Consider the following 18042-nt stretch of genomic DNA (forward strand, 5'->3'; position numbering starts at 1 on the left):
TATGGCCACCACCACCACGCTGTGGGCCGTCTCGGATTTACACGCGGCGGTCAAAGCAAACCATGAGCGCATCGATGCATTGGTCCCGCCCAACCCTGCCGATTGGCTGATAGTTGCAGGGGATGTCGCAGAACGCACCGAGGTTGTGGTGCGTGTGCTCAAAGACTTGGCCCAGCGGTACGCAAAAGTGATCTGGGTTCCTGGAAACCATGAACTTTTTTCGCGGACCACCGACCGGTATCAGGGGCGCGCCAAGTACGAAGAGCTGGTTATTGCGTTGCGCCGGATTGGGGTAGTTACCCCAGAGGACGCATACCCCGTCTTCGATGGTGTGACCGTGGTGCCCCTTTTTACTCTGTACGATTATTCTTTCCGTGGCCCGGGCATGAGCGTGGAGGAAGCTATCGCTTCAGCCAAACAGAAACACATTATGATGACAGACGAGGTGGCCATCGCCCCTTTCGTCGATATCCGTGCATGGTGCTGGGACCGCCTAACATATTCTATTAAGCGATTGTCACGGATCGACGGGCCGACCGTGCTGGTCAACCACTGGCCATTGGTGCAAGAACCTACCTTGGATATGCGCTGGAGTGAGATCGCTTTATGGTGTGGCACCCGCCATACCCGTAGTTGGGCTACTCGGTACAACGCGAGGGCGGTTATTTACGGGCATCTTCACATGCCGAAAACCACTGTGATCGATGGTGTGAAACACATCGAAGTGTCCTTGGGTTACCCAAAGGAGTGGCAGCGCGAGAACCATCTTTCGCAGCCGTGGCCCTACCCGGTCATGACCCGGTCATGGAGGTGAAGCAGTAATGCAAGACACCCACCTGTTTCCAGAATCCGCGCGCTACGTGTACGTGTTGACGGATCCGGCATCGCAGGATATGGCAAATTTTGAAAAGCTTGACCCACGCGAACAGAGCTTGGTAAGTCATTCGGTCGATCGTCGTAAAGCGGAATTTGGCGATACCCGCTGGTGCGCGCATCGAGCCCTGAGTGAACTCGGAGTTACTGACTCGCCACCGATTCTTAGAGGCGAACGGGGGATGCCGTTATGGCCTGCCGGCTTTACTGGTTCCATGACCCACACCGACGGTTTCCGCGCAGCTGTGGCCGCGCCCATCGCACGTGTCCGCTCGCTTGGCATTGATGCTGAATCCAACTCCGAACTTGCTGAGGGAGTGTTGGAACAAATCGCGCGTGGTGGGGAGTTAGAGCAACTGGCAACGCTTAACCACGAAATCCCGGGACTAAACGCCGACATGTTGTTGTTTTGTGCCAAAGAGGCAGTGTATAAGGCGTGGTTTCCTATGACACTTCGTTGGTTAGGGTTCGAGGACGCTCAGATCGACCTTCGTTCTGACGGCTCGTTCCTCGCATACCTACTGGTGCGACCCACCCCGGTGCCGTTCATCGAAGGTCGTTGGGCGATACGCGGCAATTATATTATTGCTAGTACCGCGGTGTTGTAGGAGCCTTTTTCAGGATTAGCGTGAGGCTGCACATGACGACGAAGGAAGTCTGCACTGCTCCACGCCAGGTCGCGGTCAGCGGAACTAGAAGAACGCACCGCCAGTGATTGGCTCGTGGAGTGCAGCACTGCCATAGCGACGACATACATGATGAGGCTAAGCACCGCGACCGTGCGAGTGAAACGTGTCCGGAACCTGGTAGGCACGTGGAGCATTCCTTCTCGGTTAGTCGTGTTTAGGCTGATTCGCGGTTCTGGTAGCGGTGACGTACCGCCTGTTCCTGGCGGGCGGAGACGACGCATCCGATCTGGAGCATGCGGATTGCACGTTCGGTTGCGTCGATCAGCAGCTTTCGGCCGTCGCGGACAGCGTCTTCCAACGCCATCGGCACCGTCATAATGGACTGGATTGCAGAGATCCCCACCTCGTACACGTCGTGTGCACCCTTGCCCAGGGAACCAGCCAGCGCGATGACCGGCACACCGGTGGATTGTGCACGCCGTGCGATCTCTGCCGGCACCTTGCCGCGCGGGGTTTGAAAATCCACTGCGCCTTCAGCTGTGATTACGAGGTCTGCCTGCTCAATCAGCGCGTCAATGTCTTCCGTTGCGGGAAGGTCGCCGAGCAGAACCTCAAAGCGGTCGCGAGCGGTCGCCCCGATGGACATCAGCCCGGCGCCTAGGCCACCCGAGGCACCTGAACCACGGCCGGAATGGATATCGGACTGGGGGTGGAACGTGTCGACGAGCAGATCAGCGAAGTGTTCGAGGCCTTGCTCGAGCTCTTCAACCTGTGCGGGTGTCGCACCCTTTTGCGGGCCGAAGACACGGGCCACACCTCGCGGGCCGGTCAGTATGTTGTGGATGTTGCAGGCCAAGGTGATATCCGCCTCGGCGAGACCGGGGTGCATACCGCTAGCATCAAGGGTGTGTGCCTTAGCAAGTGCTGCGCCGCCTTGGGCGATCTCGTTGCCGTGAGTGTCGTAGATCTTCAGCCCGAGGGCGCGCAGAGCACCGGCGCCGCCATCGGAGGTGCCGGAGTCACCGCATCCGACAACAATGCGGCGGATACCACGGTTGAGAATTTCAGCCAGCTGTTCGCCGACACCAGTTGTTGTGGTCGCTCCAGGGTCACGCATATCGCGAGGCACCAGGGACAGACCGGCGGTCGAGGCCATCTCGATGACAGCAACGGACTCTTCAGGAGTATCGCCTGTGAATTCGAGCCAACGGGAACGTACCTGATCGCCTACCGGGCCAGTGACTTTTGAGCGGTGAAAACGGGTGTTTGGGCGCAGACTCAGAATTTCCAGGGTGCCTTCGCCACCGTCGGGAACGGGGAACTGGTCTACACGCACACCAGGCAGGACGCGGCGCACACCTGCTGCGATGCCGTCCGCAACTTCCACAGCCGACAGTGACTCTTTAAAGCCAGATGGTGCCACGAGGATACGGGTCGGGGAGTACATGGTCATAGGCATAGTGATGGATCCTTTCTAGGGAATTATGAATTGAACAATGGGAGGCCGAGTGCCGGCCACACGAAAAATGCGAAGAGGAGCGTGACGACGATAAACATTGGTGCCAAGGTTGCCGAGGCGCGCAGAAGCTCCTGGTTGGTGAAGCGCGGGTTGTCGTCTTCTCCACGGAAGATGGTCAAAGGCTTGGCTGATGCGGGAAGGGTGTGGCAGAACCCGGCGGCAGCAGTAGAAATGAACGCCGCTGCGACTGGATTCACCCCCGCTGCAGGAGCAGTCGCGATAATGATCGGAATCAAGACCGCGGATCGTGCCGAGCGTGACTGAATCACCAAGTGTGCTGCTGTAGAGACAAGTATTACCACGATGATATATAACCAACCGGGCAGGTTACCGAAAGCCATGTTCGCGAGAGCGCGGGCGGCACCCGACTGAGTCAAGGCTTGTGCCAGTGCAACCGTGGCGGCCATGAATAACAGCAGGTTCCATGGCACCTTCTTGATTGCGGAGGCGAAATCGGTGATGCCGATTGCCGGAGATGACGCTAGCAAGGCAGCCAGAATTGCTACAAGAGCGGGCGGGATGCCGTGCAGGTTCTCGGTGAACCACAAAAGGATTGCGGTGGCCAAGATGCTCAGCGCCATAACCTCGCTGCGTTGCATCCGCTTGGACAGCGGGTGATCACGAGTAAGCTTGCGACGCGTGATTGAAAGCTGTTCTCTACGCTGTTCAGCGGTGGAGAACGTGAGGTAGATCAATTCGGCAGCGAGGTGGGAGACGATCAGCGCGTAAGGAAAACCGAGCACAATCCACCGGGTGAAGCTAATCTCGCCAAAACCGTTACCAGCCAATACCTGGTTTGTAATGAGGTGTGCACCTGCGCCGATAAGCGTGGCAACCGCCGAAAACAGCACGACTGATGGCAGACCGATGGCGAGCACTCGACGAAGCCACGCCGGAACGACAGAGGCAATGGTGATTATGACCGGCAGGATTAAAGCTGCGCGTCCCGAGGTAGCGGGTACGGCGAACGCGGTGAGCACCGTAGCAAAGGTCAACAAGTGGACTAGTGCGCGGGGGCTGGATACTCCCACGGTGAGTGCAACCGCGGCCCGATGGGCCAGCCCGGATGTGGTGATTGCCGTGGACAAGATGAAGGCACCAATGAGCAGCCAAGTGGTGTCATGCCCCAGTGGCGCAAACATCGCTTCTACACTGATGATGTCCAGTAGCACCACAGCCGATACAGCGACTAAAGCCACATAGGTATCTGGGACGGAGGAAAAGATCCAGAACCAGATCGCCGCAGCAAACACAGCAAGGGTGGTCCGCGCCTCTGGCTCCATGCTGGTTGGCATCAGCCAGAACAACACGATGGCCACCGCGCTGATGATCTGGATGACCAATTTTGGGGTCCACCGCAAGGCGGAAAGAAATTGGTCTTGCTGATCGTCGGTTAGCGAAATGTCGTAGACAGGGGGAGGAGTCGTGGAATACCGGGTTGGAATGCTCATGACTCCTCCTCGTCGTCGGCGTCCTCTGGGTATGTCAAAGGTGCCGGGATAGTAATCCCAATGGATGTGCCCTTGTCTGCCTCGGACTCCACCCAGGCTTGCCCACCATGAACATCAGCGACCACCCGCATGATGGCGTGCGAGAGATGAGGCTGGTCTGCGAGCTGGTCAATCGCCAGGGGGTCGGGATCCCACTCAAAGAAAGCGGGCAGACTTTCGGCCTCGATTGCGGATGAACTATCGGTGGCGGAGACGGTCAGCTGACCGTCGACAAACCCCATGTGCATCGAGACGATCGGCTGTTTAGCACCATCATCAGCTTTGTCTGGGAGTCGGGACTGTGCTGATCGCGCTGCGTGGCGCGCAGCCGCAACGACGAGATCTGGGGTGACTTCGACCTCAGTGTCGTCAATATTTTGTGAGGAAAAGACAACCTGTGATCCCAGTTCATCGCGCACCGCCGTACGGACCCGGGTGTACAAGTGATCCAGAGTGGACGGTGCTGCTGAGGGCACTCGACGCCCCACGGGGAGGTCCTGTAAGGTACGCAGCGCATCTAGCGTATCGTCACGACCATCCACGGCGGTGCTGGCGTTTTCGAGTTGGTGGACGGTACGGCGCATGACCCCGCGGTGGGCGTGGTCTGTTGCGTCGACGCGAGCCAGCATTGTGTTGAACGTAGTCGCCAGTGCGTCTGCGTCAGGATGTCCTGTCGTCTCGAGCGTTGAACCAGGCTTGATTAAGCTGAGATCGGATGCTTCGAGGCCAACTTGGCGGACCGGGTTGATCAGGCGTCCGGCGACGATCCAGGCCACAATGATTGCGATGAGGATGGAACCGAACGCAATCAAAGTGATGAGCCTGAGATTCGATGCGACAACGTCGCGATCCTCCTCGAGGAAGCGGGCGATGATCAGTGTCGCTTCATCAGTTCCCGCCGTGATAGAAACTTTGCCCCACATGACTTCGCCGTGGGCTTGGTCATCAAAACCTCCGGAAGAATCCGGAGAGGCGAGAACGTCTGTGACTAGAGGGCCTTCTGCCGACAAGGGCCGGGGTGCTGTGGAATTCTCCACGAGCGCGCCGTCGACGACTGCAGCAATGGCTTCGCCAGAGTCAGGGGCCTGGCGCGCGAGGTAAACCTCGAAGAGCCGGCCAGCATCGGTGATTGGTTCACCAGTGTCTGGGTCCTTCGCGGTTTCTGCGTAGGTGGTAAATTCATCAATCTCTTGGGCAATGTCCGCTGTTGCTTCCTGGGTGGTTATTGAGTGCATAACCTGCCTGGTAGTTAACAGCATCACCGCGAAGGTGAGGATGATGAGGACGGCAAAGATGCCGACTATGCGAGAACGAAAATCTCGGCGCATCGGGGTGTCCTCCTTGGTTTGGTAAGACGAATTAGAACGTCAAGAACCAAGTATGGAACCCCTAGGTGAAGCAGCCATGAGTTAGAAATGAAGAAGTTTTCACAGTGTCTGGACATTTCGTGTGCGGGGTGAAATGCCTGTTCAGAATCAGTGGAGGAAAACTGCTACAGAGTCGATGGTCGGGCCACAAACACCGTCGATAAGCGCTTTCCTTTCTCCTGAACAAGCGCAACGACTCGTCCATCAGGGCCGATGGCAGCATGTACCCCGTCGAGCCCGCGAGGTTGCAACCATTTGCCCATGGCCAAATCTGCGAATTCTCGCTCAGATACTTCCATAGCAGGCCAGACACGCTTCATCGCTTCATCGAGAGACAAGGAGAACGAGGGTGACTGTTCTAATTGCACAAGCGTTCGTGCATCATCGAGTCCGAACTGGCCTACTGCCTCTCGTCTTAAAGCGATCAGATGTGCCCCTGTCCCCAAGACCTCGCCGAGATCGCGCGCCAAAGCCCGGATATACGTCCCAGAGGAGCAATGCACGCGCACGTCAATATCTACCAGTTGGTCATGGGGTCGAATCTCTAAAATATCGAAGCTAAACACGGTGACGGGGCGTGCGGGGATCTCCACCTGCTTGCCCTCCCGCACCAATTCATGTGCGCGTTTGCCATCGATTTTTATTGCGGAGACTTTCGATGGGATTTGCATGATCTCACCAGTCAGGCCCCCAATAGCCTGGGTGATCTGTTCAACGGTGACGTCAGAGGCATCTGCCGTCGAGGTGATGTCTCCGTCAGCATCTTCGGTGGACGTGGCCTGCCCCAAGCGGACAGTGGCGGCATAAACCTTGTCATGGGCCACGAAATGCGCCAGCAACTTCGTGCCCCTGCCCAGGCCGGCGATCAGGACACCGGTGGCCATCGGATCAAGTGTGCCCGAGTGACCCACTTTGCGTGTGCCGAAGAAACGCCGCAGACGTGCCACCACGTCATGGCTTGTCATACCCTGGGGCTTATCGACGACCACAATGCCGGAATCGGACAGGGGATCATGCAGGTGTTGGTTCATAACTGACAAGTATGCCGTAATCTAAGGGACGTGGATATTTGGTACGGACTAGACACTGTTCCTGACAGCCTCACTGCATCGGTGGTGACCATTGGCGTGTTCGATGGGGTACACCGCGGACACCAGCGGTTAATTGCCACAGCGGTTGAGTCCGCCCGTACCAGCGGTGTACCTAGCGTGCTGATGACCTTTGACCCACACCCCATTGCAGTATTCGCTCCCGAGCGCACGCCGACGATGCTCTCGACGCTGACAGGGCGCGCAGAACTGGTAGCGGAGCTCGGCGTAGACCATCTGTTGGTTGTGGACTTCACGCGCGAGCTCGCTGGGGTTTCTCCCGAGGATTACTTCACCACCGTGCTCGTCGATACGCTCAAGGCGCGCTGCGTGGTAGTCGGCGAGAATTTCACATTCGGGGCAGACGCTGCCGGAACAGCCGACACGATGCGCGACTTGTGCCAGCGTCACAATGTCAATGTGCAGATTGTGGATTTACTATTCGACGATGGCCAACGTGTGTCTTCCACCTTTATTAGGCAGCGACTGTCTGCCGGCGATATCCCTGCAGCAAATGAGGCGTTGGGGCGCAACTATGCTGTGGTTGCAGAAATTGAACATGGAGCAGGCCGTGGTGGTAAAGAACTCGGATACCCCACCGCCAACCAATACTTTTCGGAGTCTGTCGCTCTACCGGCTGACGGTGTGTACGCCGGCTGGTTTACTGTACTGGGTAGTCAACCTATCGACGGAGATATGCAGCCAGGCGTGCGGTACCCGGCAGCGATTTCGATTGGGACAAATCCGACATTTGGTGATCATCGCCGCTCGGTTGAATCGTTTATCTTGGGCCAAGAGGCAGACCTTTATGGCAAAATCGCAAAAGTTGAGTTTGTGAAAAAGGTTCGTGACATGGTCAAATTCCACTCTGTCGAGGAACTACTAAAGAATATGGCGCGAGATGTGAGAACCACTCGCGAGGTGCTTGGCCTACAGTAGGTAGTGTTCTTTTTCGTCGTGAAGCCGTTCACGGATATAGGCAAGGAGACCGCCCTTTATGGCACGCAAGATCATTCTCGATCTCGATACCGGCATTGATGATGCCCTCGCACTGGCGTACGCGCTTGGCTCTGAGGAGCTTGAACTTATCGGTGTGACCGGCACTTACGGAAATGTGTTAGTAGAAACCGGGGTGCGCAACTCGCTGGCAATCCTCGAATTGTTTGGTCGGACCGACGTTCCTGTGTTCGCTGGCCCAGATCACGCCCGCAAGCGTGACTCTTTCGAGGTGCTGGAAATCTCAGAGTTCATCCACGGGGCTAATGGGATCGGCGGGGCAGAGCTGCCAGAGCCGACGCGCCACGTAGAGCGCAAGTCTGCGGTGGATTTCATGGTGGAGTCCGTACGTGAGTACGGTGATGACCTCGTGATTGTCCCTACTGGCCCGTCGACCACTGTGGCTGCAGCGATCGAGGCTGACGAGGACTTTGCAAACAATGCGCATATCGTGATGATGGGTGGCGCACTAACCGTGCCCGGCAATGTCTCCGCCTGGGCTGAGGCGAACGTTAACCAGGACCCAGAGGCTACGGATCTTCTGTTCAAGCGTGCCAAGGATGTCACCATGATCGGCCTGGATGTCACCCTGCAGACTTTGCTCACCAGTGAAGAAACCGCGAAGTGGCGGGCACTAGGGACCACCGGTGGCAACTTTTTGGCTGATGCCACCGACTACTACATCAAGGCGTACGAGACCACCAGCCCGCATCTGGGTGGTTGTGGGTTGCACGATCCGTTGGCTGTCGCTGTGGCGGTGGACCCTTCACTGGTTACCACCATTGGTGTGAACATGAAGTGCGACACCGAGGGCGCTACCCGCGGCCGGACCATTGGTGACGAAGAGCGCCTCAACGATGGTGTGAAGACCGCGCAGGTTGCTGTTGCTGTCGATGTGCAGCGCTTCTTGGGAGAGTTCATGCAGCGGTTGACTGTTCTGGCAAAGAACACCCCTGCGGTATAGCGTTGCTGAGAAAGCCAAGTTAGCCACGTTTTGGTTTTTGTTTTGGTTTTTGTTCGGACCTCGGGTATTCTCTTCCGAGGTCTTTCGCATCGTCACTGTGGTCCACAGCAGTGCGCGCGATTCTATGACTTTTTCGAAGAATGTGGACTGAAATAAACAAGGAGTAACTCTCATGGCACTGTCCACCGAGAAGAAGGCTGAAATCCTCAAGGAGTACGGCCTGCACGAAACCGACACTGGTTCCACCGAAGCACAGGTTGCGTTGCTTACTGAGCGCATCAATAACCTGACCGAGCACCTGAAGTTCCATAAGCACGATCACCACTCCCGTCGTGGTCTGCTGCTGCTGGTTGGTCGCCGTCGTGGTCTGCTGAAGTACCTGGCAAGCAACAACGTTGAGCGCTACCGTGACCTGATCGCGCGCCTTGGCCTGCGTCGCTAAGATTTTTGCTTCAATGCTCGCTTAACGACGAGCACCTACCGCCCATCGTCTTCTTTTGCAGAGGGGGATGGGCGGTTTTATTTCGGTGGCAATCTGACGCTCGGTGGAGTCGGTATGTCGATCCGGGCAAACTATCCTCATTCCTGGTAATGTAGCGCCCATCACCAAATATCTTTTAAGCGGCGACACCGAAGATCGCCGGGATTAACCCCAAAGGAAAGGGATCCTTCTTTGAGTAACTTCACCCCTGATAACTCCGTTGAATTTCTAGTCGATGATGATTACGGAATCACTGAAGCTGTAGCAACGATTGACAATGGCCGCTTTGGTACTCGTACCATCCGCTTTGAAACTGGCCAGCTGGCGCGCCAAGCTGATGGGTCTGTGACCACCTACCTCGATGATGACACCATGCTACTGGCTACCACCACCGCGTCGAACAATCCACGTGAGGGCTTCGATTTTTTCCCCCTGACTGTTGATGTCGAAGAGCGGATGTATGCGGCAGGAAAACTGCCCGGGGGCTTCTTCCGTCGCGAAGGTCGCCCGTCCACAGAAGCTATCCTCGCATGTCGTTTGATAGACCGTCCTTTGCGCCCGACATTTGTGAAGGGATTGCGTAATGAGGTCCAGGTTGTCATCACTGTGATGTCCCAAAACCCGGAGGATTACTACGATGTAGTTGCCATTAACGGCGCTTCTGCCGCAACCCAGTTGTCGGGCCTGCCGGTCTCTGGCGCTGTTGGTGGTGTGCGAGTGGCGCTTATCGCTGACGACAACCACCCAGAAGGCCAGTGGGTCGCGTTCCCCAACCATGAGCAGCACCAGCGCGCATTATTCGAGATGGTTGTTGCAGGCCGGATGGTCACGCGTAAGCAGGGCCGCAAGAAAGTCGACGATGTGGCGATCATGATGGTTGAGGCCGGTGCTGGTGTCAACGTGGTGGAGCAGGTTAAAAACGGTGCGATCGCGCCGACCGAATCTGTCGTTGCTGAGGGGATCGAGGCTGCTAAGCCATACATCCAAACTCTGTGCGAGGCGCAGGCTGGACTGGCGCAGCGCACTGCGAAGGAAACCCAGGAGTTTCCGCTGTTCCCGGCTTATACCGACGAGATATACAAAGCGGTGGATAAGAAAGCGCGCAAGAAGCTCGGCGGGATCATGACTATTGCTGGTAAGCAGGATCGCGATGACGCCTCGAACGAATACATGGAGCAGATTGAAGACTCCCTGTTGGATAAGTTCGAGGATGAGTTGGGTGAGGAGGGTGCATCGAAGCAGATTCGTGCTGCGTTTAACGCTGTGATGAAAGATGTTGTTCGCGGCAAGATCTTGGCTGAGGGCTATCGCATCGATGGTCGCAGCACCACCGATATTCGTGACCTGGGTGTCGAAGTGGACCTCATCCCGCGTGCGCACGGCTCAGCACTGTTTGAGCGTGGCGAGACCCAGATTTTGGGCGTGACTACCCTGGACATGCTGAAGATGGAGCAGCAGCTGGACTCTTTGCACCCTGAGAAATCCAAGCGCTACATCCACCACTACAACTTCCCTCCGTACTCCACCGGTGAGACGGGGCGGGTTGGTTCACCGAAGCGCCGTGAGATTGGCCATGGTGCGTTGGCCGAACGCGCTTTGGAGCCTGTCATCCCCTCGCGTGAGGATTTCCCGTATACCATCCGCCAGGTATCTGAGGCACTCGGCTCCAATGGCTCGACGTCGATGGGCTCTGTGTGTGCGTCGACGTTGTCGCTTTACAATGCAGGTGTTCCGCTAGCCGCCCCTGTAGCGGGTATCGCCATGGGTCTGATTTCCGGTGAGGTTAATGGCAAGACCAAGTACGTAGCCCTGACCGATATCCTGGGCGCGGAAGACGCGTTCGGCGATATGGATTTCAAGGTTGCCGGTACCCCTGATTTCATCACCGCGCTGCAGCTAGACACCAAGCTGGACGGCATTCCTTCCAAGGTTTTGGCTGATGCTCTAGAGCAGGCGAAGGAGGCCCGTGAAGCGATCTTGGATACGATGGCTGAGGTTATCGAAGAGCCTGACGAGATGAGCCCGTTTGCTCCGAAGATCACCACCATTAAGGTGCCAGTAGCCAAGATTGGTGAGGTCATTGGCCCGAAGGGTAAGACGATCAACCAGATCACCGAGGATACTGGTGCAAACATCTCCATCGAGGACGATGGTACCGTGTTCATTTCTGCAGCGTCAGGTGAGGCTGCTGATGAGGCGATTGAGCAGGTTAACTCGATTGCTAACCCACAGATGCCTAAGGTGGGCGAGCGCTTCCTGGGCACCGTAGTGAAGACCGTGGCGTTCGGTGCGTTCGTTTCCCTGACTCCAGGTAGGGATGGCCTCGTGCACATCTCCAAACTGGGCGGAAGCAAGCGCATCGATAAGGTCGAAGACGTTGTAAACGTAGGCGACAAGATCCAGGTCGAGATCGCTGATGTAGATAACCGTGGCAAGATCTCTTTAGTGCCAGTCGGCGAGGATGAAGACTAAAGATTACGCACACGCTTTTTCAACGACGATGAGCCGGAGGGTTTATCGTCGTTAAGCGTGCTCGCTTAAGTGCACTAGCTAGCGAAGTCGACCACGACGCGGGTGGGGTTTTCTAGCAGTGTGACCGAGTAAGGGCGTTGCGTGTCTAGGCCCACAAAGTACTGGGTGTCTGCCTCGAACACTCCACCATGGGTGACGCCTTTGATGTGGCCGGCCTGCAGATCCATCGGGCCGGTTTGAATCAGCGGGCTGTCCCAGTCGCCCAGGTGCATGGGGGTGCCGTGGATCATGATTTCAAATGCTGCATTGCCAGCGACTTCGATGGGAAGTCCTGAGGCTTGCTGCAGTGGCTGGTCGGTGTACCCCGCGTGGAACCCAGGAGTACCTGTGCCCGTGAATTCGAAGACGACGCGGTCGAAGCCATTGTGCTCCCCGACGCGGACATCAGCAATAACTAGCTCGCCGAGGTTCGGACTCATGAAGGACGACGGTTTTGTTGAGGCAGCACCCAGCATGACCTCGCCGTTAGGGTCTGTGGTTTCCGCTGCGGTGGGTTCCTCGGCTTCCTTCAAAGCGGTGGATGCTGTTTGTGGGTCTGTGGCGAGGGAGTCGTCGCTGGACGAACATCTGGCCAGCATGACGCCCGCAACCAATGGTAGGGAAATGAGTGCGAGTGTCTTATGTTTCATAAGTTAACGGTAACCCGTCCTGCGGTGCAGATGAAGCATGACAAGGTGATCGTAAGCGAATCGTTGCAACTACAGTCGACCGGTAGTGACAGGCTGGGGTGTTCGGGAGCGCGCGTGCCGACGACACTCTGATTGAAGACTGTCTCGACCTAAATAGACGTGATTTTGATGTGGATAGCTACCGCTGTGTCCGCATGCCTTGTGGTGTGAATACACTGGGCGGAAGAATATACGCGCTACGCGTGCGCGATAATTTAACATTTTTTAATGCGTATATGCAGTTAAGGTATGCAGTTAAGGTATGCAGTGAAGGAGTAGAAACTATGACAATTAAGGTTGGCGTTCTTGGAGCGAAGGGGCGTGTCGGATCAGCGGTAGTTGCGGGAATTAAAGTGGCTGATGATCTCGAACTCGTCGCAGAGATTGATGTCGATGATTCACTAACCGCCCTAGTCGATGCTGGCGCGGAGGTTATTGTCGACTTCACCACGCCCAATGTTGTGATGGACAATCTTGAATTTTGCATTAGCAACGGTATTCACGCCGTCGTGGGCACCACCGGATTTGATGAGGAGCGCTATGACAAGGTGCGTGGCTGGCTTGACAACAACCCTGAGGTGGGGGTGCTCATCGCTCCTAACTTTGCAATTTCCGCAGTTCTTGCCATGGCCTTTGCAAAGCAGGCGGCTCCGTTTTTTGAATCCGCTGAGGTAGTGGAGTACCACCACCCGAACAAGCTTGATGCCCCGTCCGGTACCGCAGTCAAAACGGCTCAAGGGATCGCTCAAGCACGTCGTGACGCGGGTATGGCTGTAATGCCGGATGCTACCGAGCAGGCACTGGAAGGCTCGCGCGGAGCAGATGTAGACGGGGTAAAAGTTCATGCGGTGCGGATGACGGGCATGGTCGCACATGAAGATATCGTGTTTGGCACCAAAGATCAGACCTTAACCATTCGCCAGGATTCCTACGGCCGTGATTCTTTCGTCCCCGGGGTCTTAACCGGTGTGCGTAACGTTTCGGCGCACAAGGGCTTGACCATCGGGCTCGACTCCTACTTGGGCCTCTAAGGAGGGGTAAATGTCGCAGCCTACGCAGCTCGATGTTCAGCTGATTGCGGCTACCCGATTTACTGCTCCCGTGGATGTGGAGTGGGAAGCGGATCAGACTGCTACTGATGCCGAGGGGCTGGTGGAGTTCGCCGGCCGTGCGTGTTACGAAACTTTCAATAAGCCAAACCCTCATACGGCGACGAATGAGACTTATCTCCGGCACATTATGGAGGTTGGGCACCACGCGTTGCTCGAACATGCCACGGCCACCGTCTATATCCGGGGGTTATCCCGCTCGGCAACGCACGAGATGGTCCGGCATCGCCACTTTTCCTTCTCGCAGTTGTCGCAGCGTTTCGTCCATTCGGATACCAACCATGTGGTGGTTCCAGAGCTCATCGCTCAGGATGAGGAGTTGACGCACCTTTTCCTCCGCGCTGTTGATGAATCGCGATTTGTCTATGATGAGCTGCTCGACGCGCTCGAAGAGAAGCTTGCCGACGAACCCAATGCACTTCTGCGGAAAAAGCAGGCACGCCAAGCTGCGCGTGCCATCTTGCCCAACGCCACGGAGTCACGCATTGTCGTCACGGGGAATTTTCGGACCTGGCGTCACTTCATCGCTGCGCGTGCGACTGAGCATGCCGACGTAGAAATTCGCAATCTCGCTGTGACCTGTCTCAAAATTTTGCAAGACCAGGCTCCCGCGCTGTTTGATGACTTTTTGGTCACCACTTTGGCCGATGGTTCTGAGATGGCAGCCAGCCCATACATTAACTAAAGAGGAGTTTGCGACACACCAATTGCTGTGGTGGGTTGCACGCTTAAGCAAAGAAGAAGGTAATCTAGAGCCTCATGGGCATTACTTTGACAGCAAACGTCGGAGCATCTGACTTCGGCACCGTCTGCGTCGCCATGGTCACTCCGTTTGATCAGGATGGCGCTCTCGATCTCGACGCAGGTCGAAAGCTGGCGGCCCACCTCGTGGATAACGGAATCGACTCGCTTGTCCTCGCGGGCACTACCGGCGAATCGCCCACCACCACCACCGAAGAGAAGATGGCACTCCTGAAGGCTGTCAAGGAAGAGGTGGGAGGCAGCGCGACCTTGATCGCCGGTGCAGGCACTAACGATACACGTAGCTCTATTGCATTAGCCGAGGCATCTGCCGAGGCCGGTGCCGATGCACTGCTGGTGGTTACTCCGTATTATTCGAAGCCTTCCCAAGAGGGGTTGGTGCAGCACTTCACCGAGGTTGCGGGGGCAACCGATTTGCCTATTTGTCTCTATGACATTCCAGGCCGTTCCGGAGTTCCTATCGCTGCTGATTCAATCCGGACGCTGGCGAAGCTTCCTACGATTAAGGCGATGAAGGATGCTAAGGGTGATCTGTTTGAGGCTGCCCCATTAATTCAGGAAACTGGTCTCGCCTGGTATTCTGGCGATGACCCGTTGAACGTGCCATGGCTCGCGCTCGGTGCCACCGGATTCATTTCGGTGGTTGGACATGCAGCGCCTGCACTTCTGCGTGAATTATACACAAGCTTTGAGGAAGGCGACCTCGCCCGAACCCGGGAAATCAACGCCAACACCATGCATGTGCTTGCTACTCAGCAGGCAATTTTGGGTGGTGCAACTTTTGCTAAGACAGCTCTGCGTTTGCAGGGCATTGATGTGGGGGAACCTCGTTTGCCAGTCGCTGCAGCTAGTAGCCAGCAAATTGAGGCTCTCCGTGAAGATTTGAAGAAGGCTGGAGTCCTCTGAATATGAATGAACCCCGTAATCGGTCCCGAAAGGTCACCCGCAAGGCTGGCCCGCCGGAGGCCGGAGACCAGGTGCCTGTTTTTCAGGCAGCCGATGGTACAAGCAAGGGTGATGCACCCAAGGGTAATGCGCAACAGAAGAAATCTGACGGCAATAACAACCGTGGCCGTCGTCGGGGTCGTGGCCGGGGTGGACAGAACCGCCGTAACCCGATGAAGTCCATGCAGGGTACCGACATGACCAAACGGTTGCCGGCACCTCCCAAGGCCCCACAAAACGGGCTTCGCATTTACGCGCTGGGCGGTATTTCTGAAATTGGTCGCAATATGACGGTGTTCGAATACAACGGCCGTCTCCTGATTGTCGACTGTGGTGTGCTCTTCCCGTCCTCGGGTGAGCCTGGTGTGGATCTCATCCTGCCGGATTTCGGGCCGATTGAAAAGAAGCTGGATAAGGTAGAGGCGCTCGTCGTCACGCACGGGCACGAGGATCACATTGGTGCGATTCCATGGCTGCTTAAACTGCGCCCTGATTTGCCAATTTACTCTGCGAAATTCACCAACGCGCTTATCGCTGCTAAGACTAAAGAACACCGTCAGCGGCCCAAGCTGCACGAGGTAAACAAGGATTCAGAGATCACCTGTGGCCCGTTCAACGTCCGGTTCTGGACGGTAGGGCACTCCATCCCTGATGCCTTGGGGTTGTCGATCCGGACCGGCGCCGGCCAAGTCATTATGACCGGAGACATCAAGCTGGATCAGACTCCATACGATGGAAAACCCACCGACCTTCCTGCTCTGTCCCGCTTCGGCGACGAGGGTGTGGATCTGATGATGTGCGATTCGACGAATGCCGCGACTCCAGGTTTCTCAGAGTCCGAGGCGGGAATCGAAGATAACTTCATCCGCATCGTCCGTGAGGCGAAACAGCGCGTCATTTTGGCGTCTTTCGCGTCGAACGTTTCGCGCGTCCAGATGGCTGTAAACGCAGCTGTTGCGGCAGGTCGCAAAGTGGCGTTTAACGGGCGTTCGATGCTGCGCAACATGGAGATCGCTGAAAAAATGGGCCTTCTTAAGGCGCCGAAGGGTACTATCATCACCATCGATGAAGCTTCGAAGATGGCCCCACACCGCGTGCTCCTAATCACCACTGGTACTCAGGGTGAGCCGATGGCTGCACTGTCTCGGATGTCGCGCCGTGAACACCGCCAGATTACTGTCCGCGAGGGTGACTTGATTATCCTCTCATCGTCGATGATTCCCGGAAACGAAGAAGCAATCTTCTCAGTGATCAATAACCTTGCGCAGATCGGTGCCACGGTGATCACCAACAAGGACGCTCATATTCACGCCACCGGCCATGGTTACTCCGGTGAGCTGTTGTTCCTTTACAATGCGGCTCGTCCGAAGAACGCGATGCCTGTCCACGGTGAGTGGCGGCATATGAGAGCCAACAATGAACTCGCGATTTCGACTGGTGTCAAGCGCGAAAATACCGTGCTTGCTCAGAACGGTGTGGTCGTAGACCTAGTTAACGGTCATGCAAAGGTTGTTGGTCAGTACCAGGTCGGTCACCTCTACGTTGATGGCGAAACCATGGGCGAGGTTGAGGCTGATGTCTTAGCTGATCGTACCAATCTAGCCGCAGGTGGTGTTGTTTCCATTACGGCGGTCATTGACTCGCGCACCGGACGTTTGATGGAGCGTCCAGCAGTGTCGACAACTGGTTTCTCTGAAGACGATCGTGGTGTTGTTCCAGAGGTCGTTGACCTGGTGGAAGAGACTATGAATGACCTCGCCGCAGAAGGCGAGAATGATCCATACCGGATGGTACAGCAGGTGCGGCGTAAGGTCTCTCGCGCCATCGAGCAGAAGTACCGGCGAGAGCCAGTGATTCTGCCGACTGTCGTTCCGATGACGGAAGACGATACTCCGGTCGATGATGACGATATTCGTGCAGCGAGAGAATCTCTCTAGATAACTTAGCTCCACCACATCATGCGCCTCAGCTATGCTGGGGCGCATGTCATTTGCTGCAACGGAACGCTTACGGCTCGCTGATACTTTGCTAAGCGTCGGCCCCCACGCTCCAACCTTGTGCCAGGGCTGGCAAACCCAAGATTTGGCAGAGCATTTGTATCATCGGGAACAGAACCAGCTAGCGTTTCTGCCTGGGGTAGGGCGCTACTTCGACAACAGGATTGCGAAGCGAGAATATGCCGATATCGTCCGCGAATGGGCTGCTGGGCCACCATTGTTGTTTAGACCTTTCGACACTGTCATGAATACAGCAGAGCATTTCGTGCATCACGAGGATGTTTTGCGAGGCGATGGAGTTGCTCGACCGCGCGAATTCAGCTCGGTCCTTAACAAGGAACTGGCAAAACTAGCCGGACAATTTGGAAAGTTGCTGTTAAAGTCCTCTCCGGTTCCAGTCATTTTGTCGCCGACCACGCTTCCACCTCTTACCGTGGGGGACAAGCGTGGCGTCGCTCAGCGTGGTGGCGATGTCATACGTGTTGTCGGCGAACCAGGGGAGTTACTGTTGTGGGTGTTTGGGCGTGACGTAGTCGAGGTAACTGTTACCGGGGACCCCGATCACGTAGCTAAGTCAAGGGGTTAGGATTTACTTCTCGATGGTCGTGAGAAGTAAATGCCG

General features: G+C 56.3%; 17 protein-coding genes. 11 read left to right on the plus strand and 6 right to left on the minus strand.

Features of this window, described 5'->3' with window-relative positions; genetic code table 11:
- The first annotated feature begins 1 nt into the window (after window position 1).
- Together CKV99_RS04240 and CKV99_RS04245 are read left to right on the plus strand one after the other, a co-directional pair.
- On the plus strand, window positions 2-814 hold the full coding sequence (locus CKV99_RS04240; RefSeq protein ID WP_092254866.1) for a metallophosphoesterase family protein: 813 nt from the start codon (window positions 2-4) through the stop codon (window positions 812-814).
- A gap of 7 nt (window positions 815-821) precedes the next feature.
- Entirely contained in the window at window positions 822-1481 is a 660-nt protein-coding gene (locus CKV99_RS04245) for a 4'-phosphopantetheinyl transferase family protein (protein WP_092254868.1), read from the plus strand.
- Here the strand turns inward: CKV99_RS04245 and CKV99_RS14235 are convergent.
- From CKV99_RS14235 to truB, 5 genes are all read right to left on the minus strand, one after another.
- Window positions 1451-1687, minus strand: coding sequence for a hypothetical protein (locus CKV99_RS14235; RefSeq protein WP_143063378.1), 237 nt, complete (start codon window positions 1685-1687; stop codon window positions 1451-1453). The genes CKV99_RS04245 and CKV99_RS14235 overlap by 31 nt on opposite strands.
- Before the next feature lie 29 nt (window positions 1688-1716).
- Window positions 1717-2955, minus strand: coding sequence for a glycerate kinase family protein (locus tag CKV99_RS04250; protein WP_092255665.1), 1239 nt, complete (start codon window positions 2953-2955; stop codon window positions 1717-1719).
- A gap of 29 nt (window positions 2956-2984) precedes the next feature.
- Complete coding sequence (locus CKV99_RS04255) at window positions 2985-4472, minus strand: SLC13 family permease (protein ID WP_092254872.1); 1488 nt, start codon at window positions 4470-4472, stop codon at window positions 2985-2987.
- On the minus strand, window positions 4469-5839 hold the full coding sequence (locus CKV99_RS04260) for an ATP-binding protein (protein WP_092254875.1): 1371 nt from the start codon (window positions 5837-5839) through the stop codon (window positions 4469-4471). The genes CKV99_RS04255 and CKV99_RS04260 overlap by 4 nt, the downstream gene beginning before the upstream one ends.
- Window positions 5840-6003: 164 nt before the next feature.
- The gene (truB, locus tag CKV99_RS04265) at window positions 6004-6897 is read right to left on the minus strand and encodes a tRNA pseudouridine(55) synthase TruB (RefSeq protein ID WP_197697216.1); all 894 of its coding nucleotides are present in this window, start codon (window positions 6895-6897) and stop codon (window positions 6004-6006) included.
- Between the two features lie 42 nt (window positions 6898-6939).
- Here truB and CKV99_RS04270 point away from each other — a divergent pair, with 42 nt between their 5' ends.
- From CKV99_RS04270 to CKV99_RS04285, 4 genes are all read left to right on the plus strand, one after another.
- Window positions 6940-7905 (plus strand): bifunctional riboflavin kinase/FAD synthetase, encoded by a 966-nt coding sequence (locus CKV99_RS04270; protein ID WP_092254880.1) that lies wholly within the window; start codon window positions 6940-6942, stop codon window positions 7903-7905.
- Between the two features lie 58 nt (window positions 7906-7963).
- Window positions 7964-8926, plus strand: coding sequence for a nucleoside hydrolase (locus CKV99_RS04275; RefSeq protein ID WP_092254882.1), 963 nt, complete (start codon window positions 7964-7966; stop codon window positions 8924-8926).
- Between the two features lie 172 nt (window positions 8927-9098).
- Window positions 9099-9368, plus strand: coding sequence for a 30S ribosomal protein S15 (gene rpsO / locus CKV99_RS04280; protein WP_092254885.1), 270 nt, complete (start codon window positions 9099-9101; stop codon window positions 9366-9368).
- 231 nt (window positions 9369-9599) lie between these two features.
- Complete coding sequence (locus CKV99_RS04285) at window positions 9600-11879, plus strand: polyribonucleotide nucleotidyltransferase (RefSeq protein ID WP_092254888.1); 2280 nt, start codon at window positions 9600-9602, stop codon at window positions 11877-11879.
- 74 nt (window positions 11880-11953) lie between these two features.
- On the opposite strand, the gene CKV99_RS04290 is transcribed toward CKV99_RS04285, so the two are convergent.
- On the minus strand, window positions 11954-12568 hold the full coding sequence (locus tag CKV99_RS04290; RefSeq protein WP_092254890.1) for an AMIN-like domain-containing (lipo)protein: 615 nt from the start codon (window positions 12566-12568) through the stop codon (window positions 11954-11956).
- A gap of 323 nt (window positions 12569-12891) precedes the next feature.
- Between CKV99_RS04290 and dapB the strand changes: the two genes are divergently transcribed.
- From dapB to CKV99_RS04315, 5 genes are all read left to right on the plus strand, one after another.
- On the plus strand, window positions 12892-13638 hold the full coding sequence (gene dapB / locus CKV99_RS04295) for a 4-hydroxy-tetrahydrodipicolinate reductase (RefSeq protein ID WP_092254893.1): 747 nt from the start codon (window positions 12892-12894) through the stop codon (window positions 13636-13638).
- 10 nt (window positions 13639-13648) lie between these two features.
- A complete protein-coding gene (gene thyX, locus CKV99_RS04300) occupies window positions 13649-14401 on the plus strand; it encodes an FAD-dependent thymidylate synthase (RefSeq protein ID WP_092254896.1) in 753 nt (250 codons plus the stop codon).
- A 74-nt stretch (window positions 14402-14475) separates the two neighbouring features.
- Complete coding sequence (gene dapA, locus CKV99_RS04305; RefSeq protein ID WP_092254900.1) at window positions 14476-15384, plus strand: 4-hydroxy-tetrahydrodipicolinate synthase; 909 nt, start codon at window positions 14476-14478, stop codon at window positions 15382-15384.
- Window positions 15385-15386: 2 nt separating this feature from the next.
- Entirely contained in the window at window positions 15387-17360 is a 1974-nt protein-coding gene (locus CKV99_RS04310; RefSeq protein WP_092254903.1) for a ribonuclease J, read from the plus strand.
- A 46-nt stretch (window positions 17361-17406) separates the two neighbouring features.
- Window positions 17407-18006 (plus strand): TIGR03085 family metal-binding protein, encoded by a 600-nt coding sequence (locus CKV99_RS04315; protein ID WP_231910169.1) that lies wholly within the window; start codon window positions 17407-17409, stop codon window positions 18004-18006.
- Window positions 18007-18042 lie beyond the last annotated feature (36 nt).

It is taken from the genome of Corynebacterium cystitidis (genome assembly GCF_900187295.1).
In the GTDB taxonomy this organism is placed as follows: Bacteria; Actinomycetota; Actinomycetes; order Mycobacteriales; family Mycobacteriaceae; genus Corynebacterium; species Corynebacterium cystitidis.

Excerpts from the sequence above, each read along its gene's own strand:
- CKV99_RS04275 (WP_092254882.1), top strand. The coding sequence starts at position 7,964 with ATGGCACGCAAGATCATTCTCGATCTCGATACCGGCATTGATGATGCC.
- thyX (WP_092254896.1), top strand. The coding sequence starts at position 13,649 with ATGTCGCAGCCTACGCAGCTCGATGTTCAGCTGATTGCGGCTACCCGA.
- CKV99_RS04240 (WP_092254866.1), top strand. The coding sequence starts at position 2 with ATGGCCACCACCACCACGCTGTGGGCCGTCTCGGATTTACACGCGGCG.
- dapB (WP_092254893.1), top strand. The coding sequence starts at position 12,892 with ATGACAATTAAGGTTGGCGTTCTTGGAGCGAAGGGGCGTGTCGGATCA.
- CKV99_RS04290 (WP_092254890.1), bottom strand. The coding sequence starts at position 12,568 with ATGAAACATAAGACACTCGCACTCATTTCCCTACCATTGGTTGCGGGC.
- CKV99_RS04260 (WP_092254875.1), bottom strand. The coding sequence starts at position 5,839 with ATGCGCCGAGATTTTCGTTCTCGCATAGTCGGCATCTTTGCCGTCCTC.
- CKV99_RS04250 (WP_092255665.1), bottom strand. The coding sequence starts at position 2,955 with ATGACCATGTACTCCCCGACCCGTATCCTCGTGGCACCATCTGGCTTT.
- CKV99_RS04315 (WP_231910169.1), top strand. The coding sequence starts at position 17,407 with ATGTCATTTGCTGCAACGGAACGCTTACGGCTCGCTGATACTTTGCTA.
- dapA (WP_092254900.1), top strand. The coding sequence starts at position 14,476 with ATGGGCATTACTTTGACAGCAAACGTCGGAGCATCTGACTTCGGCACC.
- CKV99_RS04255 (WP_092254872.1), bottom strand. The coding sequence starts at position 4,472 with ATGAGCATTCCAACCCGGTATTCCACGACTCCTCCCCCTGTCTACGAC.
- CKV99_RS04245 (WP_092254868.1), top strand. The coding sequence starts at position 822 with ATGCAAGACACCCACCTGTTTCCAGAATCCGCGCGCTACGTGTACGTG.
- CKV99_RS04310 (WP_092254903.1), top strand. The coding sequence starts at position 15,387 with ATGAATGAACCCCGTAATCGGTCCCGAAAGGTCACCCGCAAGGCTGGC.
- rpsO (WP_092254885.1), top strand. The coding sequence starts at position 9,099 with ATGGCACTGTCCACCGAGAAGAAGGCTGAAATCCTCAAGGAGTACGGC.